Here is a 24,481-nt window from a genome sequence, read left to right as displayed (position 1 = left end):
ACAGTTAAGAAATAGATAATATGAATATTTTAAAAACCAGTATTGGAATAGCGTTAGCTACCGTGATCACAACCGCTCAAGCCTCTACGCTTGATCAAGCACGATCTATCGAAAATAAATCGAATACAGCCTCTGCTGTGAGCCAAACAAAAATTGATAAAAGCTCAGAAGCAACATTGGCATATAAAGCAGAGATCGAACAACTGCAAGAAGAAGTAAAGAATCTTGCGGTTTATCGTGATCACCTCACTGGTTTGGTGAATAGTCAGCAACAAGAAATGGGTAACCTAAATAATCAAATAGAAACAATTAAAGAGACAAGACAAGGTGTCGTGCCATTGATGTATAAAATGTTATCGGGCCTTACTGTGTTAGTTGAGCAAGATAAACCAATCAAGATAGCAGAACGCCAACAACGTATTGAAAAACTTGAACACATGATGACAAGAGTCGATGTGAGCGATGCAGAAAAATACCGTCGTATTCTCGAAGCGTATCAAATTGAGATGGATTACGGCTCGAAGCTAGGTACATATCAAACTCAAATCACGGTTGATAATGATGAATTAATCGATGCTGATATGTTGCATTTAGGCCGTGTTTCATTGCTTGCTCGTCGTTTGGATTCTTCACAATACTGGAGCTGGAATACCTACAGTAATCAGTGGACATTATTGGATTCATCATTTAATGACGACTTAGCTAAAGCGTACTCTGTCGCTTATAAACAAGTGGCTCCGAGCTTATTGACTCTACCCGTTTCTTTATCACTGAAAGAGGTGAAATAACATGACGATTAAACCACTTATTTTAGCTATTTCAGTATTAAGTTTTTCAGCTAACACATCGGCAGCAAGCTCTGAATTAGTTCAAGACACCAAGCAAGCAAGCCAAATTCAAAAACAACATAATGCACAGCGTGAGTCTGGTTTTAAACAAACAGAACAAAGTTTAAAAGCACAAAGAAATGCGTTAATAGCAGAACGAAAACAGCTACAAAAAGAGAGTGATAAATTAAGCTCAACGTTCAGTAACAATGAAAAAACGTTGGCCTCTTTAGAGCAAAAATTACATCTAGAAACTGGCAGTCTGGGAGAGCTGTTTGGTGTGGTAAGACAAACAGCAAAAGATGTCGATGTAGAGTTAAAGAACTCAGTGACAGGCCTTGATGATAAGAAAAATAGCCAAGTAATTAATGATATCGTTGCCGCGAAATCTTTGCCTTCGATGGGCCAATTGACCGGTTTATGGCAAACAATGGCACAACAAGCACAGGTAAGTTCACAACTGACTTTAGTTCCTGTAACTGTTATTAACGGAGCAGGTCATCGCGCAGAAGTGAATGCTTACCGTTTAGGAAATATGGCATTGGTTGGCGACGAAGGCTTTTTACGTTGGGATAACAAAAAACAAGTTGCGACGTATTATGCACAACAGCCAGAGCTTGCGCCATCAGTAGCAACATTATCTGATATGGCGCAGCAACAAGTGATCATGATGGCTGTGGATCCATCGCGTGGCATCATGCTAGATCAACTTGCAAATTCGCCAACGCTAAAAGATCGCCTGCAAGCGGGTGGTGTGGTTGGACAAATCATTATCGCTCTATTGGCAATTGGCCTGCTTATTTCGTTATTTAATGGTGCAAGATTGTTGGTTATTCGTCAGCAGATCCGCACTCAATTAAAAGATCCTGAACACATCGGTAATAATCCTCTTGGTCGTGTTTTATCTGTTTATGATGCAGAAAAAACTCGTTCGGTAGAAGCGTTAGAACTTCGCTTACTAGAAACCATTGTCGATGAGCAACAAGGCTTAGAAAAAGGTCTTTCAATGCTTAAGCTTCTCGCTGCATTAGCACCTATGTTAGGTCTTTTAGGTACTGTTACTGGCATGATCGAAACATTCCAAGTGATTACGCAATTTGGTAATGGCGATCCAAAAGTAATGGCGGGCGGTATTTCAATGGCTCTTGTGACTACGGTATTAGGCTTAGTTGCAGCGATGCCTCTGTTATTAACTCACAATATCTTAAGCTCACAAGCAGAGAGTATTCGTACCATCCTTGAAAAACAGGGCTTGAGTTTAGTGGCTGAACAAGCAGAAAAAGAAACAATAAATAAACCAATGGGAATCGCAGCCTAATGACGGCCTTCTTATCTCACTTTATGGCACAAGGCGGCCCCATTTTATGGTGGTTAGGCGCTGTTGTTGCTGTGTGTTGGTTACTAGTGGTTGAGCGTGTATTTTTCTTATCTTTCACTTTTCCGGCACAGCGAAAAGTATGGTTAGATAAATGGCAGCAGCGAGACGATCATGATTCGTGGTATGCGAAAACGATCCGTGATGGCTGGGTAAGCGAAGCACATCTTCAGCTTAATCAATACATGAATTTCATCAAAGTTCTTGTCGCCATTTGCCCAATGCTCGGTTTGCTAGGCACGGTAACAGGCATGATCTCAGTGTTTGATGTAATGGCAAATCAAGGCAGTAGCCAGCCAAAACTGATGGCTTCTGGTATCTCATTAGCCACATTACCAACCATGGCAGGAATGGTTGCTGCGCTAGCGGGTATGTTTGTTCATGCTCGTTTAGCCAAAGTATGCCGCCGTAAAGAACATCATTTAGAAAAAGCATTAAGGAGTCAGTCATGAGACTTGGCCGCCGTTCTTCAAACCAAGAAGAAGCACAAATAGATTTAACATCAATGCTCGATATCGTATTTATCATGCTGATCTTTTTTATCGTAACAAGCTCATTTGTACGTGAATCAGGGGTTGAAGTAAATCGCCCTCAAGCCAGTAATGTATCGAGTCAAAAAGACGCGGGTATCTTTGTCGCTATTACCGCTTCAAACGATATTTTCATTGATAAACGTATGGTGGATGCAGAGCGAGTTCAAGCGACATTAGAGCATTTGTTATTAGAACAACCTGATGCATCATTAGTGATCCAAGCTGATGAACATGCGTATAACGGGACGGTTGTAAAAGTCATGGATGCGGCTAAAGGTGCGGGAGTTAAAGGCATCGCATTGGCTGCGGAGAAAAACTAATGTGGCGATTATTGTTGGCAGTGCCTATTGCGCTTTCTATGACGGTAGGGCTATTCACGTTTATGGCGTGGATGGTAGACAACGGTCATAACGGGAAACCAGAAAGCAGTGAGACGATCCGCTTTGATATGGTGATGGTTGAGCAAGAACAAGATATTCAGCGCCGTCAACGTCGAGTGCCGGAAAAACCAGAAACACCAGAGCCGCCACCAGAGGCAAAACCAATGGCGTCTCAAACTCAAACTTCAATGGCGACGCCACAAAGTTCAATGCCACCAATGAGCTTGGATTCTGGTATTTCGGGGTTAGCGATAAATGCACCGAGTTTTGCTGATTTTACAGGTAACCAACAAGCGATGCCGTTGTATCGTGTTGAGCCTCGTTATCCATCAAAAGCGATGAAAAGAGGCGCAGAAGGCTTTGTTGTTATGTCATTTACCATTGATGAACAAGGTCGCCCAACCAATGTAAAAGTGACGGATGCTAAACCGCGTCGAATGTTTGAAAGAGAAGCAGTTAAAGCGTTGAAAAAATGGAAATATCAACCAAAAGTAGTCGGTGGGAAAGCCATTGCTCAAGTTGGACAAACGGTGAAATTGGAGTTTACGTTAGCAAAATGATGAAATTAAAATTACATTCTTCTGTTCTTATTCTTAGCTTCGCTTTATTTTTTGCTGGGGCAGTGCAAGCTCAGCAACTTAGCCAATACAATGCGGGTAAAGTACAGCGAGCACTGCAATTACAACAGCAAGAAAAAATGCCCGAAGCAATTGCTGTTTTGGCAGAATTAACCCCTTCTCAGGATTATGATAAAGCCTATATTCAACGTATGTTGGGTGTGTTTCATTGGCAGGCAGGGAGTAGTAAGTCGGCAGTTAAATATCTCACTAAAGCAGTAAATAGCCAGCAATTAGCCGATGAGCAAGCATGGATAACGCAACGTATGCTTGCCGATTTATTATTAACAGATCAGCGCTTTAGTGATGCGTTACCGCATTATTATCAATTAGCGAACTCAGTGCCTGAAAAACAAAAAATAGGCGATTTATGGTTCCGTATTTCTCAAACCCATTATCAGTTGGCGCAATGGGAAAAGGTCCTTTCTGCATTAAATAAGCATGAACGTGTCGCGATATATAAGAAACAAAGTGAAAGAAGCCAATCACTAGTACTGAAATTAGGGGCGCAACTACAGTTAAAACAATGGAAATCGGCGATCCCTACCTTGAACAGTTTAATTGTACTTGAACCAAATAAAGCGACATGGTGGCAGCAGTTAACTAGTATTCAGCTTCGTTTGAATCAACCTAAAAATGCGTTAGATACTCTTATTCTTGCAGAGCGACAAGGAATTGAATTGAGTCAATCAGAGTTGAAATTGTTGGCTCAACTTTATGCTCAGCGCGGTATCCCAGAGAAAGCTGCTGAAGTATTAAGTCAGTTAGATGAAGCGCAAAGTGATATTGATTTACTGACTATGCAAGCAAGTTATTGGCAAGCAGCAAAAGAGTGGGATAAAGCCACTGTCACTTGGTCAAAGGCTGCAACGCTAGATTCACGTTATTATTGGCAAGTGGCCCAATTACAGATCCAAGAGGGTCATCATCAACAAGGCTTGAAGACTTTAGATAAGGTTAAGGATTACAAAAAGACAGATGATATTGCATTAGCTAAAGTAAGAGCTTATTACAAGCTAAACCAAATAGATTCAGCCTTACTTTATGCGAAAAGAGCCAATGATTTTACGCCATCAAATGAAGCGAAAGGGTGGATAAAATATTTGTCTCAATTGAGAAAAACAGCCAATACTTCAGCGTAAACTCCATTTAATGCCCTTATCGAATGATGAGGGCTTTTCTATTGCTCGTAAAATAGACAGTAAAGAATCCCCAAACGTAAACAATGTAAATTGAATGTCAACGCAAATCATTATCAATTACATTACCATCCATTATTCTTAAATGATCCTGTTTTATTCATGTTGCTGAAAAATAAACAAGTACAATTGTGGGCGCGTCGCTTACATGTCTATGTATCAATGGCGCTTCTACTCGTTGTTTTATTTTTCTCGATCACCGGGATCACGCTAAATCGTCCTGATTGGTTTGTTAGTAGCTCTCCAGACATCAAAAACACCACTCTTTCTGTTCCTAACAGAGTGCTTTTTTCTCAAGATGAAAAACAACACACCCTTTGGAATAAACCAAATACCGCTGCTTTGCTTGATTACTTAAATCAACACACCGATCTCTCTGGAACGCCTTCTAATGTTTATGTTTTTACCGACGTTGAAGACGGTGAACTAGTCGAGGGGGAATTGTCATTAAATTACAAAGGATCCGGTTATAACGCGTCTGTTTATATCGATTTAACGACAGGCATGGCAGATATCGAAAGCTCAAACTATGGCGTTGTTGCGTTATTAAATGATTTACATAAAGGACGAAACAGCGGTGAAGTTTGGAAAGCATTCATTGATATTACCGCGTTATTAATGATCTTTTTTGTACTAACCGGTGTGTGCTTAATTTTACCGAAAAAAAGAACACTAATGACATCAATGAAGTGGATGGTATTTGGCTCATCAATCACGCTTGCATTGTATTTTATTGCCGTACCTTAACCCTTTTAATCTTGTATCCATAAGGACATCACAATGGCTTCACTCTCTACCTATTTACGTCATTCAATTGCTGCAATGGTATTAACAACACCTCTTTTTGTTAATTCAGCGGCTATTTCTGAGAGTGCAAAAGTCGATGTTGCTTTTGAGCTTCCAACGATTACGACCACCATGTATGCACGCCCTTATGTAGCGGTATGGATTGAAAACAGCGAACGTAAGTCAGTAAAAACGATTGAGCTGTGGGTAGGTAAAGATGAGTGGCTAAAAGATTTAAGAAGTTGGTGGCGTAAAGTCGGTCGTTACGATCGTGAATTAGTTGATGCTGTTACTTCTGCAACACGACCAGCTGGTAAATACAAATTCAGTTGGGATGGCAAAGATGACTCAGGTCAGGCGCTACCACAAGGGGATTATACGTTACATATCGAAGTGGTTCGCGAGCATGGTGGCCGTAACTATTTACGTCAAAAAATGACGTTAGCGAATAGTGATATGACTTACCAATTAAAGCCAACAGAAGAGACTGGCGAAATTACCATTCATTATAAAAAGTAATTTAGATGTCTATTTATCAGGGAATTAAACACATTATGAAAACAACATTAATGAACAGTAAGTTCAAAGCGGCAGTATTAACCGGCGTGATGGCTGCAGGTTTATTGGCTGCAACGACGGCTAACGCACACCCTCGCTGGGTTTTACCTTCTCATTTTACCGTATCTAAAGAAGGTGGTGATTGGCTTACGTTTGATGTTACCGCGTCACACGGTACGTTTGTATTTGATAAGCCAGCGGGTAGTGATCAGGCACAAGTTGTGATGCCTGATGGTCGTACAGAGCGCCCAAACTTTGTCGTTAAAGGCAAACGCCGTTCAATGTTTGATTTCTATTTTGAAGAAGAAGGCACTCACAAAGTTCGAATTAATAACGAGCCAACGTATTACACCCAATATAAAGCAGGCCGTCGTGATACGGTGAAATGGATTAAAGCAACCAAGGCAGATCGTGCGTTAGTACTTCCAGAAAAAGCACGAGATGTGGTAAGCCAAGTGAGTTTCACTCGTGCTGAGAGTTACGTAACAGTAGGTAAGCCAACAACAGAAGCGATGAAGCTTGATAATACCTTGTTAGAGCTTAAGCCATTAACTCATCCGTCGGATATTCTAGAAGGTGAACCTGTGACTTTTCAGTTCTTCTTTAATGGTAAACCTCAAGCGGGTGTAACGGCTGATATTACTCGTGAAGGGACACTATATCGTAATCATCAAGAACAAATTGACGTAGTGAGTGATAAAGACGGAAAGATCACCTTTACTCCTGAAACTGCGGGTCGTTACCTGATGAAATCAAATTACAAAGGTGAGCTGACAGACCACCCACTTGCAGAACAAGCCAGTGTAAATGTTCACTTAACGTTTGAAGCTCTACTTCAATAATGTAGTTAGCACCACTTTCCATAAAGGTTTGTGGTGCTTTTTTATCGAGATTTATCCATGACTAAAGTAAACCTGAAAACCCTTTTTGTTTCTTCTCTTCTTTTTTCTTCTGCGAGTTTTGCTCATTTTCCATTAATGAGCTGTTGGTTTGAATCGGATTTAGTACTGTGTGAAACAGGCTACAGTGATGGCAGTAAAGCCGTTGATTATGACGTAAATATGTATGATTACGATGATAATTTGATTGCAAAAGTCACCACTGATAAACGCTCAATTGCGGAATTTACAAATCCTGAAACAGATTTTTATTTGGTGTTTGATTCAGGACACGAAAGCCCAGTGGAAGTCGATGTTGTCGAGATCTCAGAGAAATGATCATTCAATCAGTCACTCCAGATAATGGAAGCGCAGAAGGAAAATGGATAGCACTCATTATTGGGTGCATTTTGCTTATTGCGGTGGTCGCATTGCCATATCATCAATCGAACGATGAGGGCGTAAAGCTTGAATCACACCAAGTATTAATTACCGATTTAACGCAAGATGATTTAGCTATGATCGCTGAATTACGTTTAGCCTATGAAGAAATTTACGATATTCAGGCTGAATCAACAGAAGAAAATGCATGGCCAGAGATTGCTTACCTAGCGGATGAATGGTTACCACCTTTTGTGCAAGACCAAAGCTGGGAGCGTCGCGGAAAACACCAATGGCAGCATTTAGGTTCTGGGGTTTATCTGGGTTTAAAAGTGAAAAAAGAAGGCGCTGCGTCATTCATTTTTAATGCAAAAGGCAATGAGATTGAGCTTTGGCTGAACTCTGAATTGATGTCGACAACCATCTCTCCTGCTCCAATCTCTTGGAATGAAAGCGAACTCATTCAACAGCACTGGATGCAAGTAGTCTTTTCTGCTCATGACACTCATTTAAATTGATACCAATAAAAGATAAATAATAATGATGAAATCTATTTTATACGTACGTTCTTTTGTTCTGCTTAGCTTACTCTCTTTGTTTTCTGCGTCGGCGATATCGGCAACAAAACCTTTGGTGATTGGCATTACCTTACAACCTTACTACAGCTATGTGAAAGCAGTGGTAGGTGATAAAGCAGAAATTCTTCCTTTGGTTGATGCAGGGTTTAATCCCCACAATTATTTACCCCAACCAAACGATTTAAAACGTTTAAATAAAATGGATGTGATTGTTGTTAATGGCATTGGTCATGATGACTTTGCGTTAAAAGTAATTTCGGCAGCAAATAACAGCGAATTAATGGTATTAGAAGCCAATAAAGACGTTCCGTTGTTGCCAGCAATGGGGCAATCGGTCGGTAAAGGCGCGGTGAATCCTCATACATTTGTTGGTCTATCTACAACAATTCAAAAGGTTTACACCATTGCCAATGAGTTATCTCGAATTGATCCTGAAAATACCTCGTTCTACCGTAAAAATGCGCGTAAATACGCGAAAAAATTCCGATTAATGAAGCGTGATGCCATGCTCTCTCTGGGTGAATTAGACACTGCAGGAATGAAGGTAGCAACAACGCACAATGCGTATGGTTATATTCTTCAAGAGTTTGGTGTGGATGTGGCAGCTGTCATTGAACCCGCTCACGGTGTAGAACCAAGTGCGAGTCAACTGCAAGGGACGATTGAAAAGATCCGTGAATCCGACATTGATGTTTTATTTTATGAATTGAACATGCCAAACCGTTTTGTCGACACGATTGAAGAGGCGACAGGCGTTCAGTTGTATCGCTTTTCGCACATGACGCACGGTCCTTATGAAGACAATAAAGTTGAAATTGAAATGAAATCAAATTTAGACACTCTAATCGAAGCCATGAAATTCGCCGCAGATAAGGACGCTAAATAATGTCAGGACCAGCAATTTCCTTAACCAATGTTGGGCTTACTTATGGTGAAAATACCATTTTAGAAGGAGTTAACCAACGCTTTGAAGCCGGTCAATGCCATGTGGTGATGGGGCCTAATGGCGGCGGTAAAACCTCGTTATTGCGTTCAATTTTAGGATTAACCGCGTTTCAGGGGGAAATTAATATTGAGTGGCCAGAGCAGAAAGGCGTGATTGGTTATGTACCACAAAAAGCCGTCTTTGAATCTAGTCTGCCGCTAACGGTGAAGGATTTCATTTTATTGAATCAAACGCGAGTGCCTCTGTTTTTAAGTGCGTTATGGCGTAAGAAAAGCAGCCAAGAAGCATTTGCAATGGCGCAGTTAGAGCGCGTTGGCATGTCTAACCGTGCCGATCGTCGAATGGGACAACTTTCTGGTGGGGAGCAACAGCGCGTGTTATTCGCTCAAGCGCTATTGGATAATCCCGATTTACTTGTTCTTGATGAACCAACAACAGGAATGGATGAGCACGGGGTTCGTTATCTTGAATCCTTAATGCATGAATTTATCGCGCAAGGTAAAACGGTATTAGCCGTTCACCACGATGTGACCGCTGTTCGCCGTCTTAAAGCACATGTTCATGTTATCAATCGTAATTTGGTTGATTCTGGTTGTTATTCAGAAGTATTAAAACCTGAGAAAATTGAGCGATTATTCAATCATTATACGGGTGCAAGTGCTCAGTACGATGCATCAAAAACCAACAATGGAGAGGCTGCGTAATGGAACTGTTTCGTCAGTGGGCGTTATATGGCGTCGAGCAAGGTTTCTTAAGTGACAGTTTTTCGTATGCCTTTATGGTTAATGCTATTGTTGCCGCCATCCTCTTAGGGCCATTGTTAGGTGGTTTGGGGACGTTAGTGATTGCAAAGCGTTTGGCCTTTTTCTCTGAAGCAGTTGGACATGCTGCCTTAACGGGTATCGCGTTAGGTGTGTTATTGGGTGAGCCCGCAGAGAACCCAATCATCGGCTTATTTAGTTTCTGTATGATCTTTGCTTTGTTACTGCATTTTGTAAGAAACCGAACTAATGTGCCTTACGATACGTTAGTTGGGGTTTTCCTTGCCTTGGCATTGGCTGTGGGCGCTGCATTACTGATGTACGTAGCACGTAAAATTAATATTCACATGCTAGAGAACGTATTGTTCGGTTCTATCCTAACGGTTACGGACCAAGATATTGCGATTCTAGCAGGCAGTTGCTTATTGATTGTGGTGGTATTAATTCCGACGTTTAATCGTATTTTATTAACTTGTATTAGCCCTGATATTGCCAGAGTTCGTGGCTACAAAACTAATTTTTATGATTACCTTTTTGTGATGATGATTACCCTTGTGACGATTGCATCGGTAAAAATTGTCGGTGCGGTTTTAGTTGGCGCGTTATTGCTCATACCTGGTGCGACGGCTCGATTGTTAACTGAGAATATGGGCAGTTTTGTCTTGATGTCTGCACTATTAGCGACAATATCGTGCTTGATTGGCACCGTATTACCGATGGAATTAGAAATGCCAGTGCCTTCTGGGGCTGCGATTATTATTGTTTCAGCTTTCTTCTTTTTACTTGCGACCACCTACCGAATTATTCGTAAGAATTAACAGAGTAGACCTCAATAATAATCGAAGAATATGGGTATAGATAGGATAAGAAATGAAACAGAATTCAATGAAATGGATAGCGATTGCTAGTATATGTGTAGTATCACTATTTAGCATCAAAACAGTAATAGCGGCAGATGTATTAACGGCAACCCCTGTGACGTATATGCTATCAAGCGAGTTATTAAAAGAAACCTCATTAACGACAAAATATTTACCACCAAATCGTTATGGGATTGAGCGTTTACCCAATTGGTTTGCCACTAAAGGGGCGAAAAGCGTTCAAGATTCAGCACAAACAGCCCAAGTGGTTGTGACGATTGGGGCGGTATGGGCTGATGATCCTCTGTATGTGAACGCAAGATACAGCAATATTCAGATTATTGAAGTCGATGCTTCTCAAGCAATTACTCCTCGCGCACAAGGTGTGGCAGCATTACGTTTATCTGATGGCTCAACTTCAAAATACGCATGGTTAAACCCAACAAATTTAATCCGAATGGTAGCGATTGTGAGTGATGATTTTCAACGTATCTGGCCTGATAAATCAGAGCAGATCCAAAAAAACCAAGAGCAGTTTATGTTGTCGGTACGTCAATTAATCAACCAGCAGCAAAAAGTGATTTTAGAGAATGATATCGACTCGGTTATTTTGTTGTCTGAGCAGTTAGAAGACTTTGCCTCTGGCAATCAATTATTTGTGGTTGATCGTTTAACAAAACCAGCTCTTGAGTGGACTGAAAACGATAAAGCACAGTTGAACGATTTAATTAAAGAAGATGATTCAGTTTGGATTATTACGACTCAAAAACCAAACAAGCAGATGCAAGCGTTGCTGCCAATGGAACGTGTATTAGTTGTTGATGCGGTTGATCGTTGGGGCAGAGCAGGAATAAACAGTAAAGCGCCATTACAGAGATGGCAATTAGCGTTATAGTCTTATCTAGATTGGGCTCGTTTATTCTAAACAGAAAAGCACTAAACTATCCATGTTCTTATGGTTTTTAACAAATAGGGTTGTGTCGTTTTTTGTGAGGATCGAGGAATTGTTTTATTTTGAATCGCTGTCATTGTTTATAAAAAGGAAAAACTATGTCTTATGTAGAACCGATTAAAACACGTAAACAAACATGCAGAAAGATATCTTAAAAAAATTATGATCTTGCTTTTACCCTTGTTTGGAATATTGGTATAGAAAGTGGATTAAGGATTAGTGATATTTTTAAATTATAGTATCGCAATATTAATTTATCAAATGGACAGTGTGAGATCATTGAAAGTAAAGGAACATTGGCTCGTAGAGCAAAAGCAAAGATGAGGGTGTTAAAAAAGTAAAGGAAGAATTACTTTTTCATTATCAAGCGAGGGGGTTGTCCAAAAAAATGAGTATTATCTATATTACCCCGCCTCAGCTGATTGTTTCTTTCATCCCTAAATCTTGGGAATCGACAGTGAATGAAAGAGTAAAGCACGCAATAGACTCTGCTTCACCTGTGACACGAACTTTCTATTTAAGTGAATTTATTCTAATAACTCTTAAACAACGAAAACAAGAGTATAAAGAGCTAGCTAATGACTATATCTTTAATCGTCAGACGCTCTCAAGTAATCGTGCAAAAGGAGGGGAGGGACTGTTGACTCGACAAGCTTGTTGGTATGTTTTTTATAAATTGGCCGCGATATTGAAAGAGATTGGTGTTGATGTAAAGGTAGGGTGTCATACATTAAGGAAGAGCTTCGCTCGACATTTGTATTTTGCTACGGGTAAATATATTGGATTGTTGATGACCGTTATTGGACATCAATCTGAAAGCATGAGTTTACGCTATATAGGTTTATTCAAAGATAAGACTGAGTTGGCTCAAAAAAAATTAATTGTCTATTTATCGAGAAAAACTCGCATATGATAACTAGACCACAAATAATGACCTTAATATTAACTATTTATAATGAGTTAAATGTATTTCATATTAAAAATGTATGTATGTGTATTTTAAACACGGCTTTATTTAACAGATGTAAGAGATTGTTAGATAAAGATAAGAAAGTAAGATAGGCAGTGGTTTGCAAAGATAGGATGAAATAGTTTAGTATAAAAGATAACGTTAATACACCGAAACAAATAAGTCGTAACTAATTGATATTTAATAGATAATATATGGAACGAACAGTTTCTTACATTTGTTAAGTTAATATACGGCTTCATATTTCCTTAAATTAAAGTAGTTTATTTTGAGGTGTACTGTTAGGTCTTGGAATTGTGTGTTTATTCATGATATTACGGTGAATTCTAATTATGGACATGTTGAGAAAAAGGGTTTACGGCCGATTTCATAAGGCGGTCAATGTTTTTGGCTACTTATCTCTAGAGTCAATAATCGATAGTTATTTTGTATATCAATCTGGTTATCGAACTGATAACTCATTTGATCCCATAGAAATGGATCACGTAAATATGAATAGCATTATTCAATCTAAAAAATCTTGCTCTGTATTCATATTTGAAAATGGAAAAATTGCTAAAGATGAGCAATCTAACGGTACTTTTGATAAATTAGATATAGCTAATTCATTAATGTGTTTTTTAAAAAATAACCTATAGATATATCGAAAGCAGCCACATTCACAATTAAAATTATTTATTTAAGGTATAATTTTATGTTTTAGTGGTGAAGAAATCGAAACTGTCATTATTTTCGTGAATGTAAAGCGCTGTCTATATAATAGAAGGGAATTGGTTCTGGAGTTTGATCGCGATTGCAAAAAAGAAATAGAGGTTAGTCTTTATAATTTTAATTTTTCTATGGATTTTTAGTTAATTAAGGAATATATATAATGAGCAATAAACACATATTAGTCGCTAATTCTGAAACATCATTTTTAGATTTATGCACTAATAATTTAGTCAGTGGTTGTGATGTTTATTGCACGTTTGAAGTTTGTGAAGAAGATATGGGGTGGATGAAACGCAACCTTAAAAGAAGTCATGGTCATGATCTTCTATTAAGAACAATACCTCAGAGGAAAGAGAAAAATAATGGTTTAATAAAAAATCAAATCAATATTATATGGCTATTTTTTTTATGGTTTTATTCTGTTTTTTCATTTGATTATTAACCTATTAAGTTCGATTTTCTTTATGTTTACATTAAATAAAAAAGTGATGTGCAGTCTTAATTATTTGTTAGGAAAACGTGATGACGCATCAAATTATAAAATATATATTATAAGGTTAAAATGAATAAGCTAGCAAATTTACCAACTAAACTACTCATGATTATTGCTTTCTTTGTGACATTCATTTCATTTATGTCTATTTATGTTTCTGTAGATAATTCAAATGAAGAGATTAAAAAGAACAGCGACGCAGTAGAAAAAACATACACGATTATGGGACTGGTTCAGCATTCTTTAGAGCAAGTGATTAACATAGAAACCGGTTTCAGGGGGTATATGTTAACTAATGAAAAATCATCACTAATGCCTTATGAGATAGGAGTAAGTTCGATTAATTCAGATCTTGAGAGGTTGTCCACCTTTTTTTCTAATAATTCTACGTCAGATCAAACGAATAGATTAAATGCACTTATAAAAACTTATTCAAATTGGAAAGAAAACGTTATAGATCAAGGGATAGAAATTCGGAATACTAAAAGTTTAAGTGAAGCTCTAGAGTTTATAGATAAAGCAGATGGAAAAAAATATGTTGATGAAATTAGAATCGTATTTGATAAAATTTCTGCTGAAGAAAAAAAATTCCTTGCTCAAAGAACGGAGTTGTTGGATGAATCATTAAGTGGATTAATTTCAATTACATTAATCTTAACGTTTATAGGTTGTTTTTTTTCTGCCGTTTTATTCTTTACTATAAATAATATTATCAATAAGAACATTAATGAAATGTCGTCGGCTATTGCTTTATTGGCGGATGGTGTTTTAAAACCGTTGCCTATTGTTCCATCTAGAAATGAATTTTTTCAAATTAAACAAGAATTCAATAAATCGATTGGAAGGCTATCAAATCTTATTAATGAACTCACTATTTCAGCGGATAATACGAGTTCTTCTTCTGAAGAGTTGACTGCTGTTATGCAAAATACCGCTAAAAATACTCAAAGTGAATTAGCTCAAGTAGAAGAAATATCGACGGCGGTTAGTGAATTATCAAGTACTTCAAAAGAGGTATCATCGAATGCGGTTCAAGCTGAAGATGAAACAAGAAAAGCAATTGATAATGTAACTGAAGGAAATAAAGCGCTAGAGCAATCTATTTTATTAACTCAAAACATTAATGAATCGGTTCAAGAAACGGCTTATATGATCGAAGAGCTAAAAAATAGCGCGATTGATATTGGAGAAGTAACAAATGTGATTAGTTCTATTTCTGAGCAAACTAACTTACTGGCTTTGAATGCAGCGATTGAAGCAGCTCGTGCTGGGGAACAAGGTCGTGGTTTTGCGGTGGTAGCCGATGAAGTGCGGAACTTAGCGGGTAAAACTCAAGAGTCGACTAAAAATATTCAAGGCATTATTTCTACACTGCAAGCGCAATCAGAAAAAGCAAATGACAATATGGTAGCAAATGTTAATTCTATTCAAGAGTCAGTGGCATTATCTCATAATGTGAAAGTTTCTTTTGATGATATTGCTCAATCTGTTCAAGCCATCTCAGATATAAATACCTTAGTGGCTACGGCTTCACAAGAGCAATACAATGTGACGGAAGATATCGCTAAAAATACCACGAGAACATTCGACTTAGTAAATGAGAATGTAGCGGCAGTGAATCAGACACAACAAGCTGCGAAAGAATTAGCGCTATTGGCTGTAAAACAAAGCGAAGAGTTGTCTTTCTTTAAGGTGAGTTAAATAAAAGCGAAAAGCAGCAGGGGTTAATCTGCTGCTTTTTTATTGTCTTTGTATAAGGTATTAATGAGGGGATATTAAATTTGGTGCGCTACTTTCATTCAAAGAAAGGCTCACCATTAATTTAACGTGCATTTCAATGAGTGAATGAGCTTTCTTATTCCATGTGGATTGATCTTGTTGTTGATTACAAAACTCCAAGCTGAGTACCGTGAGGTGTTGTAATCGTTTTAAGCACCAATCTTTAATATCAACATCCGTTGTAGAGTTAAAGGCGGCCACTTCTAACTTTGCACTGGCGTATTGCAACATTTGGTATGCTTTCTTTTTGTCATGATACTTGGTGTGTTCAAATACTCTTAAACTGCCATCTAACCAACAGGCTATTGCTTTACTTTGCTCGTCAGTCAATGTTGGCCCCCACACCGAATTAGGCGCAGAGTATAAGAGTGTTTCAAGCGTTTCTATTTGGTCATATTGCTTTGCTTCATACCAATTAGAAATTGAGATTAACCAAGTATCTAATGTCATTATGCTGCCTCATCCCAATGTTTAACGAAATGGTTGTCGCCAACCTGTTTACACCCTTCTATTACAATACTGCTGCGTTTTCATATTCCATCAGCGTCTATAGAATAGTTTGGTTCACTTTCGACTAAATAGCCAAAAGGTAAATTTCACTTTTTGGTGAAATCTCCCCTGATATTTACTTGTTTCAATAGTGAGATATTGTATTAAGTATTTATTTTAGAGTATTGACTTTAATTTTCACGTGGTTTTGTTACAGTGGGCTTGAGGGACAAATGTAAACGGATGTAAATAAATACAATAATTATAAAAAGGAATGCTGTATGAACAAATTAACAGCGCTACTCGTACTTTGTTTGATGACTCCTGTTTCAGCGAATGCGCAAGATGAAGTGTCTAAACGTGATTTAGCTCAGGAACTGAGTCGCGCTTTTCCACAATTAGAGAAGAGTTTAAAAGGTACGATTAATCAGTACCAGTTAAGTGCCTCTTTATCTGATTTGCCTATTCAACCCAAACCTCAAGCTCGAACTTTTATGGTTGCAATGAGTGCGGCTAATGATACTGAGATCGAATCTCGTGGGTTACAGCACTATACTGACGAATTGTTGGAATTACGTCTTGCTGATCCAAGTATGCTTGCTCGTTGGCAGGTAGGGCAAAGTCCATTATTTGCTTTTGAACCTGAAGGGGCAGAAAGTGAATGGCAATATATTGAAGCATTTGATATTGATGGCAACGTCCATTACCTAGATATTTATGATATTCCAGAGCGTCCTGTTTTAGTGGTTGATACCAATAACCGTGAAGAACTAAAAGCTGGCTTAGCGTTAATGCGTGATGAGTTAAAAGCATTACAAGAGCAGCCGAAAGCTCAAAAAATCGCTCGTTACTCTAGGATGCAAAGTACACCAGCAGAGCCAACTGAAATCAATACGACTATATTGAAAAAAATTCAGCTAAAGGATGATCATGAACCATGGATCTCTGGTAAAGCAGAAGTGTATGCGATTGTTTCTGGTGTCAGTCCTGATCGTGATGAACCAACGATTGATTTGATTGAAATGCCGTATCTTGATTACGCGGAGCAGTCTTACCCTGCAAATCAAATTATGATTTTTTGGCAGCGTTATCGTTGGGGGGCGGCGGATATTATCTTGATGGAACAAGATGATAAAACGGATTACAAAGAATTAGCTCAAACAATTCTAAAAGCAGCAAGTGACTTTTTAGCGACTATTCCAGATAAAGAAGCGCAGGCTTATTTAATTATCCCTCAAATGACAAGTGCAATCATTGCTTTGCTTCCTGATGATTTGTTCATTAATGATGATGATTTTGTTGATGTGTTCTATACCATAATGAAAGATACAGAATACACAGACCATTTAGGTGCAGGGAACAACGCCACAGCGGATTTTGCACCGTTAATTATTCAAAAAACAGAATCGTAATTTATTATAATAACAGTGACTTAAAGGCTAATGTTTTTAAGTCACTTTTTCTTAATGACCAAGCCCTGCCATGCCATTTAATACAATATTGTTGTAACTTACCATCCCTACTATTTCACCATGTTTAATAACAGGCGCGCGACTAATCCCAAAGCGCTCAAATAGGCGAGCACAGTATTTTACATTCATATCTGGAGAGACAGAAAGTGCAGGTTTTGTCATGATCTCATAGATATTTGTACGCTCTGTGGAGCGATTTTGAGCGAGCACCTTTTTAGCTATGTCATTTATTAATACAATGCCATATTCATCATCATGACGCTTCTTTACGATAAGAGCTTTGACTTGTTTTTTTTGCTAATTGAATGCCTTCGGCGACAGTCATTAAGCCATCAACCATGACGTTTTCTACTTTTACTTTATTCATAGTTTTTCCTCAACGACCTTGGTTAATGTCTCTACTTGATGAGCGACACCAACGGCATCTTCAATATCAATTTGAATCGCAATTCCTTGGCCGGATTCAGTATCAAACTCTCCGACATCATTGATGGTCTCTAAAATAGAGCGAGCAAGGTGCTCTTCAACCACGAATAATAAAACATCTTTTTGGACTTCGAGTGTTAGACCAAAGAAAGTTTTTTTCTTATTGATGCCTTCTCCGCGAGCATGATTAATCACGGTTGCACCAGTCGCTCCAGCATTACGCGCGGCATCAAGAACTGCATCTGTATATTCTTTATACTGTACCAATTAAAATGAGAGTGTGATTAAAGGTGGGTTTTTGTTTATTTTTGCAGAGAATGTTTCGAAATGTTAACTTGGCATTGTAGGGAGAGTATTTGAGAAACAGTTCTAAAATAATATATTTGGTATTTAATACTAATTAATCTGGCATGTTTTTTAGTTTGATTCAAATTTGTTCTTCTTTGATTGCTTTTCAAACGAAAATTATTACGTATATATTTATTATTCTATCAACTCATTGATTTTTAATGTTATTAAAATTGGCACACCTTTAGCAATAGGGAGGGGGAACATTTATTAATTTTATTTAAAAGGAAGATAGTATGCCAACCCCAGCTTATATGCGTATCGAAGGCGAAAAACAAGGACTGATCACTGCAGGTACTTTTACTGAAGAATCAGTAGGTAACATTTACCAAGAAGGCCATGAAGATGAAGTGTTAGTTCAAGGTTTTGAACACCAAGTGTTATTGCCTCGCGATCCACAATCTGGCCAACCTACAGGTCAACGTGTGCATAAGCCAGTACGTATCACTAAGGTATTCGATAAAGCATCACCGCTAATGTATAACGCATTAACGTCTGGTGAAAAATTACCAAAAGTTGAAATCAAATGGTACCGCACTTCAGCTACGGGTACTCAAGAGCATTATTTCACGACAGTTCTTCATGATGCGATTATCGTTGATATCACAGCATCAATGCCAAACTGTCAAGATCCTGCACAAGCACACTTCACACACTTAGAAGACGTATTCATGACATACCGTGCTATTGATTGGACACATGAAGTTGCAGGTACATCTGGTAATGATGATTGGCGTACAGCAATGAAAGCGTAGCCACTCGCATTTTCGGGAGAGTCATTATCATAAACAACCCTAGCTGTTTATGATGGCTCTCCCTTTTTGCGTTTTAGTTTACCAATTTTCACGTAACTAGCTGATTAATAATATGTCATTGTTATATGAGTTAAATATACATTTGTGTTTCAGGAAGAATCATTATGCAGGATGCAAACCAAGCTCAGTTTGAAATTAATGTCGCCACGATAGATATGCCTTTACAAGTCTATGCGTTTTCCGGACAGGAGACGCTGGGTGATGGGTATGAATTTGACGTTACTTTTGTATGTGAAGATCCGGCATTACCTTTAGGGGAGTGGCTTCAATTACCGGTTTGCTTAACTTTATATCATAAGAATGATCCTGCATTAGCTCCTAGATATGTACATGGTATTATTGAGTCTATAGAACAATTAGGCTCGTCATTTCGTTACAGTACTTATAAATTAAATCTTACCCCTATTTTTTCTCTTCTTAATTACCGTACTAACTTTCAGATTTTCCAAAACAAAACAGTACCTGACATCATTGCTGAGGTTTATAAGCAAGCGGGGATTTTAACGAACCATTTTGAGATTGAGTTATTTAATACTCATCAACCTCGTGATTATTGTGTGCAGTATGGGGAATCGGATTTTGGGTTTGTACAGAGGCTAATGGCAGAAGAAGGGCTCGTTTCTTATTATGAGCATGCCGAACTAGGTTCAAAACTGATTATTTCTGATGGTCCCGAAACTTATACCGAGCTTCAGCCTCTTTGTGTGGCTGCTGACAATGGGATGGTAAAAGATGGCAATACCATTACTTCATTAATTAAAAAACAGAGGGTAGATGTTGGTAAAGTATCAGTAAAAGATTATCACTTTGAGACCCCTCAACGTTATCCTATTGGTACGGCTCAGCAAGAAGAGAAAGATAATCAAGCGTCAGAAATGGGGCTAGAGCAGTATCATTATCCTGCGAATAAAAAGACATCGGAAACGGCCATTAAACAGGCTCAGTTATCACTTTTGCAGCATAGAAATAGCAATATAGAATTGGTCGGTGAGAGTGATTGTGCTCAATTAACGGTAGGTCACTTTCAACCTATTCAAGAACATCCAAATCCAGAATGGAATAATACATGGTTATTGACGCAAGTTTTTCATAGTGGGCAACAACCTCAAGTTCTTGAAGCGCTTGCTGACGGTAATTCTCAATATCATGCTAGTTTCCGTTGTTTGCCTTGGCACATTCCTTTTAAAATAAAATCAGAGCCTAAACCTCTTATTCATAATGTAGATACCGCGATTGTTACAGGGCCTGAAAATGAAGAAATTTATTGTGATGAATTTGGGCGTGTAAAAGTGCAATTTCATTGGGACAGAAATGGGCAAGGAAATGAAAAGACCAGTTGTTGGTTACGAACTTCTCAAGGCTGGGCTGGAAATCAATATGGTCAATTTGTGTTACCAAGAATAGGCCACGAAGTCATTGTTAGCTTTATTCATGGTGATCCTGATAAACCAATCATCACAGGGTCTCTTTACAATGGTAATAATAAACCCCCTTATACCTTACCTGAGCACAAGACGCGCAGTACCTTTAAAACGTCAAGCTCTCTCGGTGGAGAGAATTTTAATGAATTACGTTTTGAAGATAGAAAAGACGCCGAGCAAGTTTATATTCATGCTGCCAAAGACATGGATAGCCAGATCCAAAACGATCATACAATGGAAGTCTTTAACGATGAGCATAAGATTGTACATAACAATCAATTTGATGAGATAAAAAACAATAGAAATATAACCGTTAATGGAAGCCAGTTTGAAACCGTTAAGGGTGACGCTCATTATCAAGTTAATGGCTCTGTTCATAGCAAAGTAGGAAAAAAACGATTAGAAGAGATTGGTTCTGAATTGCACTTAAAATCAGGGCAAAAAATAGTGTTAGAGGCAGGAACTGAAATCACCATTAAAGCCGGTGGCAGTGTAGTAAAAATCGACCCAGCAGGCGTTCATCTTATTGGGTCTGCCATTAATTTAAACTCAGGCGGTAGCGCAGGAAGTGGCAGCGGTTATGCAGGAAAAGCAGCTGTGTTACCAATGGGGAAGGAGTTAGAGAAAGCTGGCGCCCTGCCAATGAAAGCATCAAAAAGTTCAATGCAGAATGCTCAAAAGCTCAATGCAATCGCAGTTAAGTCTTGTGGGGAGGGATAAAAGCAATGCGTGAGCAAAGTTATCTTATTGTTAATCCGCTTGAAGATAAGGATGTTATTGAACGTTTTTATCATTTTGGTGGAAATGATGCGTATCCCCTTTATTTAGACACTGACTTTTCTGAACAAAAAGAGTTAGGTCCGTGGTTGCTTCCTAATCCTACGGATGATTTTTTATCTTACTTTCAAGATCAGTCATCTGGGTTTGTTATTTATTACTCTGACAGTATTGAAACCCAGATAGAGCATTGGAAAAGTTTAACTTTTGCAGGGCTTGACGGTGAGCTTGTTTTGTTTCGATATTATGATCGAATAATCTTAGAACCGATGTTGTCAGCTTTTAGCCAAATAGAATTATCAACGTTTCTTGGGACGGCAAATCGAATTAAGATTATATCTAATGATATTCCTGTTAGCTTTAAGAATAGCGCCCCGAGGCTTACTCATCAGCTTGAACCGTGGTGGAGAATAGAAAAGCACCATTCTCAGTATTCACTTAAAAGACACGCGTGGATTGTTGAGCGCTTAGCGTGGCAGCGTTTCCCTGAATTAATGAAAACAGTTTATAACTTAAATTTTGATATTCAGTTGAAGCTAATTGGATTTCTTAAGCAAGGTAGATCTTACGAACTTAGTAACGAAGAATTAGAAGCTTATTCTATGGTTCAGCTTGCTAAAAATACACAATGGGAAGAGCAAACTGTTTTTGATGCTTGGTATCTGGATGATAAGCAAATAAATACGGTTAAAAAAGCAGGGAAGCTAGCAATGAGTAATGCCCTTCAGCAAGGAGGTGAAATATGAGTGATCGTTGTATTCCCTGTGAAAAAGTCACCAATTGGGTTGAATTGGATTTCAGAGATGAAAATAATCAACCTTATGAGGGCATTGAAGTCACCATTGAAGACGCTGTTGGAACCATTCAAACCATAAGTTTAAAAGCAGGCCCGAACCTTATTGAGAATATAGCGAGTGGCCCAATAAAAGTTAGCATGGAGCCTCAAGGGTTAATTGATCTTGTTGAAGACAGGAATAAACGCCTTGAATCAGAAAGCTCCCCAGTTGTTGATTTTTCTAAAGAAGAAAAAGGTGGCTTAAAAGGTGATGTAAATAAGGTATACCAGCAGGCCACGCTAGGTGACCTATGGAGTAAAGCGCCTGATTATCAATTCCCTGAAGAACACCATAAAGGAAAGCTAGGAAATCTAAGTTTTGTTCATAATGAAAGCTACGTTATTGAAATTTTAGATTTTACTAAGCAAGAAATTCGTTTTGGTGTCTTCTTCGATGGAACGGGTAACAATTCGTTTAATGCTGATTTTGGTGCTCGGTGTGAAAAAGACGGTTTTGTGCCTGATGAGAATATAGATGTATGCAAAGAGTTAGTTACTTTTTCGGATAAACATCGAGGTAGTTATAATAATTCAGTAACAAATATAGGGCGTCTTTATGATGAATATAAAGCAGAAGATAAAAAAAGCTATCGAATTTATATGGAAGGGGTTGGGACTAAAGCATTAGAAGAGGATGAACGTTTTCCGGATATGGGATTAGGCGTTGGCGATCGTGGTGTTATTGCGATTTCAACGAAAGCTATTGATGATATGTTTTTTGAATTAAATAAATTAAACCTTAGTGTTAATCTTATTAAATTAACCTTTGATATTTTTGGATTTAGTCGAGGAGCGGCAACAGCAAGACACTTTGCTAACGAAATATACAAAAAGCAAGATGGTTTGGTATATCAGAAATTACAATTAAATAGTTTTTCTAAAACAAGTATTAATTTTATTGGCTTATACGACACAGTAGCAGCCATCGGCTGTATCAAAGATTTACTCGATACAACAGACGAACATAATCATGGTATTAACCTATATCTACCTAAAGACATTGCTAATAAAGTGGTGCATTTTACCGCGCATCATGAATGTCGAGATAATTTTGCGTTAAATTCAGTTGCTCCTGAACATCAAGAAATCGCCTTACTTGGTGTTCATTCAGATATCGGTGGTGGATATAAAGATCCGATTGATAGTGTGATGATTATGAAACCATATCTGCGTACCATTATTGAAGGTGATTGGCATGCTGAACAGCAATTTAATAATAAAGCAGCAGAAAAAATAGACGAAATGATGAAAGAATTTTCACCTTATGTTGTTTCTACAAGTTGTTTTTCGCAAAATAATATACTGAAAAAAAGACTCAATAATAAGCATTGTCGATTTAGAGCAACACTATCAATGACGCGAGATATTTCACCAGGTCTTCAGCTACTGTCATTTAATTTAATGCATAAAATAGCGATTGAAAATAAGGTGCCACTATCTAATAATGCTCTAAATTTTGATGATAAATTAACTGAACTCTATTCATATTATGAAGATTGTTATAATCATTCAAAAAATATCTCGGGTTTATCTATTATAAAAGAAGTACCGGAATCTTTGTCATCTTACGTTTTAAAAAAATATATTCATTGTTCAGATCATTGGGCGCTAGATACTGGGATGTATACAATGAAGCCTAGGATTAATCAATACGGTGAACGTGAACGACAAATTTGGTCTCATAAAAAACAGAAAGGATATCCATTTTGAATAAGTACCTTTTAATTACTCTTTGTTTATTAGTTTCCTCTTGCTCATCTAAATCTCAGCAGTTAAATGAATGGAGAGTTTCTACTATAGCTCCAAAGTATTATGTTGTAAGAGTGGATACCGTTCTTATTTTTGGAGAAAAGAAAAAAATAGGTTGGAAAGGTATGGTAGGAAAGACAACGGTATCTTCATCGGATCCTTTAGGTTGGCGGGGAGGGGAGCGTTATAATTCCGGTTACTCAATTAAAAGTATTGAATTGCCTGGCTCTTTATATGTCCGTTGGCATTCTTTAGCAAATAAAAAAACATATCAACAAGGCATTAAAATATCAGAAGATATTAGAAATAAAATGCGTGAATATCACGATATACGCTGCGGTTATTATGATTTATTACTCCCATACAAAAATAATATTTTATTAGGCTTAGCCCCTGATGGAATGATTTCTGTATTTCTTAATGGTGGATGCTTTGATAACGAGCTTCAATTTAAAGTACAAGCAATAGAAGATAAAGTAGCTGATGATTTTGTGTATCCAGAGTTAAGCGAAGAAGCCCAAGCTTATGTTGATGAGCATGGCGTTCCCGTTGGTATTTGGTAAGT

At 38.0% G+C, this 24,481-nt stretch carries 27 protein-coding genes and 2 pseudogenes; 25 read left to right on the top strand and 4 right to left on the bottom strand.

All coding sequences use genetic code 11. The annotated features are described in order from the left end of the window. Positions 1–20 precede the first annotated feature (20 nt). The 19 genes from AC2IP4_RS15410 to AC2IP4_RS15320 all read left to right on the top strand — a co-directional run bounded on the left by AC2IP4_RS15410 (position 21) and on the right by AC2IP4_RS15320 (position 15,506). Complete coding sequence (locus tag AC2IP4_RS15410) at positions 21–788, top strand: DUF3450 domain-containing protein (protein ID WP_375320214.1); 768 nt, start codon at positions 21–23, stop codon at positions 786–788. Position 789: 1 nt separating this feature from the next. Then, on the top strand, positions 790–2,145 hold the full coding sequence (locus tag AC2IP4_RS15405) for a MotA/TolQ/ExbB proton channel family protein (RefSeq protein WP_375320215.1): 1,356 nt from the start codon (positions 790–792) through the stop codon (positions 2,143–2,145). Next, on the top strand, positions 2,145–2,654 hold the full coding sequence (locus AC2IP4_RS15400) for a MotA/TolQ/ExbB proton channel family protein (RefSeq protein ID WP_045104286.1): 510 nt from the start codon (positions 2,145–2,147) through the stop codon (positions 2,652–2,654). The genes AC2IP4_RS15405 and AC2IP4_RS15400 overlap by 1 nt, the downstream gene beginning before the upstream one ends. Beyond that, a complete protein-coding gene (locus AC2IP4_RS15395; protein WP_017021643.1) occupies positions 2,651–3,055 on the top strand; it encodes an ExbD/TolR family protein in 405 nt (134 codons plus the stop codon). Before AC2IP4_RS15400 ends, AC2IP4_RS15395 begins: the two co-directional genes overlap by 4 nt. Then, positions 3,055–3,675 carry an energy transducer TonB gene (locus tag AC2IP4_RS15390; RefSeq protein ID WP_065592692.1) on the top strand — a complete coding sequence of 207 codons (621 nt, stop codon included), beginning with the start codon at positions 3,055–3,057 and terminating at the stop codon, positions 3,673–3,675. Before AC2IP4_RS15395 ends, AC2IP4_RS15390 begins: the two co-directional genes overlap by 1 nt. Continuing rightward, a complete protein-coding gene (locus tag AC2IP4_RS15385; RefSeq protein ID WP_375320216.1) occupies positions 3,672–4,874 on the top strand; it encodes a tetratricopeptide repeat protein in 1,203 nt (400 codons plus the stop codon). The genes AC2IP4_RS15390 and AC2IP4_RS15385 overlap by 4 nt, the downstream gene beginning before the upstream one ends. A 159-nt stretch (positions 4,875–5,033) precedes the next feature. After that, positions 5,034–5,678, top strand: coding sequence for a PepSY-associated TM helix domain-containing protein (locus AC2IP4_RS15380; protein ID WP_375320848.1), 645 nt, complete (start codon positions 5,034–5,036; stop codon positions 5,676–5,678). 75 nt (positions 5,679–5,753) lie between these two features. Next, positions 5,754–6,236: a DUF2271 domain-containing protein gene (locus tag AC2IP4_RS15375; RefSeq protein ID WP_375320849.1), complete on the top strand. Its 483-nt coding sequence runs from the start codon at positions 5,754–5,756 to the stop codon at positions 6,234–6,236. Positions 6,237–6,286: 50 nt separating this feature from the next. Further along, positions 6,287–7,117, top strand: a complete 831-nt coding sequence (locus AC2IP4_RS15370; RefSeq protein WP_486310095.1) for a DUF4198 domain-containing protein — start codon at positions 6,287–6,289, stop codon at positions 7,115–7,117. 57 nt (positions 7,118–7,174) lie between these two features. Further along, entirely contained in the window at positions 7,175–7,492 is a 318-nt protein-coding gene (locus AC2IP4_RS15365) for a hypothetical protein (protein ID WP_017021649.1), read from the top strand. After that, positions 7,489–8,052, top strand: a complete 564-nt coding sequence (locus tag AC2IP4_RS15360; RefSeq protein ID WP_486311069.1) for a DUF6162 family protein — start codon at positions 7,489–7,491, stop codon at positions 8,050–8,052. The genes AC2IP4_RS15365 and AC2IP4_RS15360 overlap by 4 nt, the downstream gene beginning before the upstream one ends. Before the next feature lie 22 nt (positions 8,053–8,074). Continuing rightward, positions 8,075–8,998 (top strand): metal ABC transporter solute-binding protein, Zn/Mn family, encoded by a 924-nt coding sequence (locus AC2IP4_RS15355; RefSeq protein ID WP_486311068.1) that lies wholly within the window; start codon positions 8,075–8,077, stop codon positions 8,996–8,998. Beyond that, a complete protein-coding gene (locus AC2IP4_RS15350) occupies positions 8,998–9,762 on the top strand; it encodes a metal ABC transporter ATP-binding protein (RefSeq protein ID WP_012551535.1) in 765 nt (254 codons plus the stop codon). The genes AC2IP4_RS15355 and AC2IP4_RS15350 overlap by 1 nt, the downstream gene beginning before the upstream one ends. After that, positions 9,762–10,637, top strand: a complete 876-nt coding sequence (locus AC2IP4_RS15345; protein WP_375320219.1) for a metal ABC transporter permease — start codon at positions 9,762–9,764, stop codon at positions 10,635–10,637. The genes AC2IP4_RS15350 and AC2IP4_RS15345 overlap by 1 nt, the downstream gene beginning before the upstream one ends. 52 nt (positions 10,638–10,689) lie before the next feature. Next, on the top strand, positions 10,690–11,574 hold the full coding sequence (locus AC2IP4_RS15340) for a metal ABC transporter solute-binding protein, Zn/Mn family (RefSeq protein ID WP_486311067.1): 885 nt from the start codon (positions 10,690–10,692) through the stop codon (positions 11,572–11,574). Positions 11,575–12,019: 445 nt separating this feature from the next. Then, entirely contained in the window at positions 12,020–12,544 is a 525-nt protein-coding gene (locus AC2IP4_RS15335; RefSeq protein ID WP_486311066.1) for a site-specific integrase, read from the top strand. 389 nt (positions 12,545–12,933) lie between these two features. After that, positions 12,934–13,239: a hypothetical protein gene (locus AC2IP4_RS15330; protein ID WP_486311065.1), complete on the top strand. Its 306-nt coding sequence runs from the start codon at positions 12,934–12,936 to the stop codon at positions 13,237–13,239. A gap of 233 nt (positions 13,240–13,472) precedes the next feature. After that, positions 13,473–13,754, top strand: a complete 282-nt coding sequence (locus AC2IP4_RS15325; protein WP_486311064.1) for a hypothetical protein — start codon at positions 13,473–13,475, stop codon at positions 13,752–13,754. A 120-nt stretch (positions 13,755–13,874) separates the two neighbouring features. Beyond that, entirely contained in the window at positions 13,875–15,506 is a 1,632-nt protein-coding gene (locus tag AC2IP4_RS15320; RefSeq protein ID WP_486311063.1) for a methyl-accepting chemotaxis protein, read from the top strand. 60 nt (positions 15,507–15,566) lie between these two features. Here the strand turns inward: AC2IP4_RS15320 and AC2IP4_RS15315 are convergent, their stop codons facing one another. Then, positions 15,567–16,034 (bottom strand): transcriptional regulator, encoded by a 468-nt coding sequence (locus tag AC2IP4_RS15315; protein WP_486307678.1) that lies wholly within the window; start codon positions 16,032–16,034, stop codon positions 15,567–15,569. Next, positions 16,034–16,180: pseudogene (locus AC2IP4_RS15310) on the bottom strand (ABC transporter ATP-binding protein); the annotation flags it as partial. The pseudogene AC2IP4_RS15310 and the gene AC2IP4_RS15315, both read right to left, overlap by 1 nt. Positions 16,181–16,354: 174 nt before the next feature. Here AC2IP4_RS15310 and AC2IP4_RS15305 point away from each other — a divergent pair. Continuing rightward, a complete protein-coding gene (locus tag AC2IP4_RS15305; RefSeq protein ID WP_375320227.1) occupies positions 16,355–17,485 on the top strand; it encodes a DUF3103 domain-containing protein in 1,131 nt (376 codons plus the stop codon). 51 nt (positions 17,486–17,536) lie between these two features. Here the strand turns inward: AC2IP4_RS15305 and AC2IP4_RS15300 are convergent. Both AC2IP4_RS15300 and AC2IP4_RS15295 read right to left on the bottom strand, forming a co-directional pair. After that, a pseudogene (locus AC2IP4_RS15300) lies at positions 17,537–17,912 on the bottom strand (CBS domain-containing protein). Then, positions 17,909–18,238 (bottom strand): P-II family nitrogen regulator, encoded by a 330-nt coding sequence (locus tag AC2IP4_RS15295; protein WP_486311062.1) that lies wholly within the window; start codon positions 18,236–18,238, stop codon positions 17,909–17,911. The pseudogene AC2IP4_RS15300 and the gene AC2IP4_RS15295 overlap by 4 nt, the downstream one beginning before the upstream one ends. A 317-nt stretch (positions 18,239–18,555) precedes the next feature. On the opposite strand from AC2IP4_RS15295, the gene AC2IP4_RS15290 reads away from it, so the two are divergent. The 5 genes from AC2IP4_RS15290 to AC2IP4_RS15270 all read left to right on the top strand — a co-directional run bounded on the left by AC2IP4_RS15290 (position 18,556) and on the right by AC2IP4_RS15270 (position 24,479). Next, on the top strand, positions 18,556–19,074 hold the full coding sequence (locus AC2IP4_RS15290; protein ID WP_375320229.1) for an Hcp family type VI secretion system effector: 519 nt from the start codon (positions 18,556–18,558) through the stop codon (positions 19,072–19,074). Positions 19,075–19,238: 164 nt separating this feature from the next. Continuing rightward, positions 19,239–21,275, top strand: coding sequence for a type VI secretion system Vgr family protein (locus AC2IP4_RS15285; RefSeq protein ID WP_486311061.1), 2,037 nt, complete (start codon positions 19,239–19,241; stop codon positions 21,273–21,275). A gap of 5 nt (positions 21,276–21,280) precedes the next feature. Then, complete coding sequence (locus AC2IP4_RS15280) at positions 21,281–22,078, top strand: DUF4123 domain-containing protein (RefSeq protein ID WP_486311060.1); 798 nt, start codon at positions 21,281–21,283, stop codon at positions 22,076–22,078. Further along, the gene (locus AC2IP4_RS15275) at positions 22,075–23,877 is read left to right on the top strand and encodes a T6SS phospholipase effector Tle1-like catalytic domain-containing protein (RefSeq protein WP_486317133.1); all 1,803 of its coding nucleotides are present in this window, start codon (positions 22,075–22,077) and stop codon (positions 23,875–23,877) included. Before AC2IP4_RS15280 ends, AC2IP4_RS15275 begins: the two co-directional genes overlap by 4 nt. Then, positions 23,874–24,479 carry a DUF2931 family protein gene (locus AC2IP4_RS15270; protein ID WP_486311058.1) on the top strand — a complete coding sequence of 202 codons (606 nt, stop codon included), beginning with the start codon at positions 23,874–23,876 and terminating at the stop codon, positions 24,477–24,479. Before AC2IP4_RS15275 ends, AC2IP4_RS15270 begins: the two co-directional genes overlap by 4 nt. Positions 24,480–24,481: the final 2 nt, after the last annotated feature.

This window comes from Aliivibrio thorii, assembly GCF_057368585.1.
Note: the sequence above shows the minus strand (reverse complement) of the source record. Positions and strands in the feature narration are given on the sequence as shown.

Excerpts from the sequence above, each read along its gene's own strand:
- AC2IP4_RS15360 (WP_486311069.1), top strand. The coding sequence starts at position 7,489 with ATGATCATTCAATCAGTCACTCCAGATAATGGAAGCGCAGAAGGAAAA.
- AC2IP4_RS15335 (WP_486311066.1), top strand. The coding sequence starts at position 12,020 with ATGAGTATTATCTATATTACCCCGCCTCAGCTGATTGTTTCTTTCATC.
- AC2IP4_RS15345 (WP_375320219.1), top strand. The coding sequence starts at position 9,762 with ATGGAACTGTTTCGTCAGTGGGCGTTATATGGCGTCGAGCAAGGTTTC.
- AC2IP4_RS15330 (WP_486311065.1), top strand. The coding sequence starts at position 12,934 with ATGGACATGTTGAGAAAAAGGGTTTACGGCCGATTTCATAAGGCGGTC.
- AC2IP4_RS15320 (WP_486311063.1), top strand. The coding sequence starts at position 13,875 with ATGAATAAGCTAGCAAATTTACCAACTAAACTACTCATGATTATTGCT.
- AC2IP4_RS15290 (WP_375320229.1), top strand. The coding sequence starts at position 18,556 with ATGCCAACCCCAGCTTATATGCGTATCGAAGGCGAAAAACAAGGACTG.
- AC2IP4_RS15315 (WP_486307678.1), bottom strand. The coding sequence starts at position 16,034 with ATGACATTAGATACTTGGTTAATCTCAATTTCTAATTGGTATGAAGCA.
- AC2IP4_RS15285 (WP_486311061.1), top strand. The coding sequence starts at position 19,239 with ATGCAGGATGCAAACCAAGCTCAGTTTGAAATTAATGTCGCCACGATA.
- AC2IP4_RS15410 (WP_375320214.1), top strand. The coding sequence starts at position 21 with ATGAATATTTTAAAAACCAGTATTGGAATAGCGTTAGCTACCGTGATC.
- AC2IP4_RS15400 (WP_045104286.1), top strand. The coding sequence starts at position 2,145 with ATGACGGCCTTCTTATCTCACTTTATGGCACAAGGCGGCCCCATTTTA.
- AC2IP4_RS15340 (WP_486311067.1), top strand. The coding sequence starts at position 10,690 with ATGAAACAGAATTCAATGAAATGGATAGCGATTGCTAGTATATGTGTA.
- AC2IP4_RS15280 (WP_486311060.1), top strand. The coding sequence starts at position 21,281 with ATGCGTGAGCAAAGTTATCTTATTGTTAATCCGCTTGAAGATAAGGAT.
- AC2IP4_RS15275 (WP_486317133.1), top strand. The coding sequence starts at position 22,075 with ATGAGTGATCGTTGTATTCCCTGTGAAAAAGTCACCAATTGGGTTGAA.
- AC2IP4_RS15385 (WP_375320216.1), top strand. The coding sequence starts at position 3,672 with ATGATGAAATTAAAATTACATTCTTCTGTTCTTATTCTTAGCTTCGCT.
- AC2IP4_RS15365 (WP_017021649.1), top strand. The coding sequence starts at position 7,175 with ATGACTAAAGTAAACCTGAAAACCCTTTTTGTTTCTTCTCTTCTTTTT.
- AC2IP4_RS15325 (WP_486311064.1), top strand. The coding sequence starts at position 13,473 with ATGAGCAATAAACACATATTAGTCGCTAATTCTGAAACATCATTTTTA.
- AC2IP4_RS15375 (WP_375320849.1), top strand. The coding sequence starts at position 5,754 with ATGGTATTAACAACACCTCTTTTTGTTAATTCAGCGGCTATTTCTGAG.
- AC2IP4_RS15380 (WP_375320848.1), top strand. The coding sequence starts at position 5,034 with ATGTTGCTGAAAAATAAACAAGTACAATTGTGGGCGCGTCGCTTACAT.
- AC2IP4_RS15305 (WP_375320227.1), top strand. The coding sequence starts at position 16,355 with ATGAACAAATTAACAGCGCTACTCGTACTTTGTTTGATGACTCCTGTT.
- AC2IP4_RS15390 (WP_065592692.1), top strand. The coding sequence starts at position 3,055 with ATGTGGCGATTATTGTTGGCAGTGCCTATTGCGCTTTCTATGACGGTA.
- AC2IP4_RS15370 (WP_486310095.1), top strand. The coding sequence starts at position 6,287 with ATGAACAGTAAGTTCAAAGCGGCAGTATTAACCGGCGTGATGGCTGCA.
- AC2IP4_RS15405 (WP_375320215.1), top strand. The coding sequence starts at position 790 with ATGACGATTAAACCACTTATTTTAGCTATTTCAGTATTAAGTTTTTCA.
- AC2IP4_RS15350 (WP_012551535.1), top strand. The coding sequence starts at position 8,998 with ATGTCAGGACCAGCAATTTCCTTAACCAATGTTGGGCTTACTTATGGT.
- AC2IP4_RS15395 (WP_017021643.1), top strand. The coding sequence starts at position 2,651 with ATGAGACTTGGCCGCCGTTCTTCAAACCAAGAAGAAGCACAAATAGAT.
- AC2IP4_RS15355 (WP_486311068.1), top strand. The coding sequence starts at position 8,075 with ATGATGAAATCTATTTTATACGTACGTTCTTTTGTTCTGCTTAGCTTA.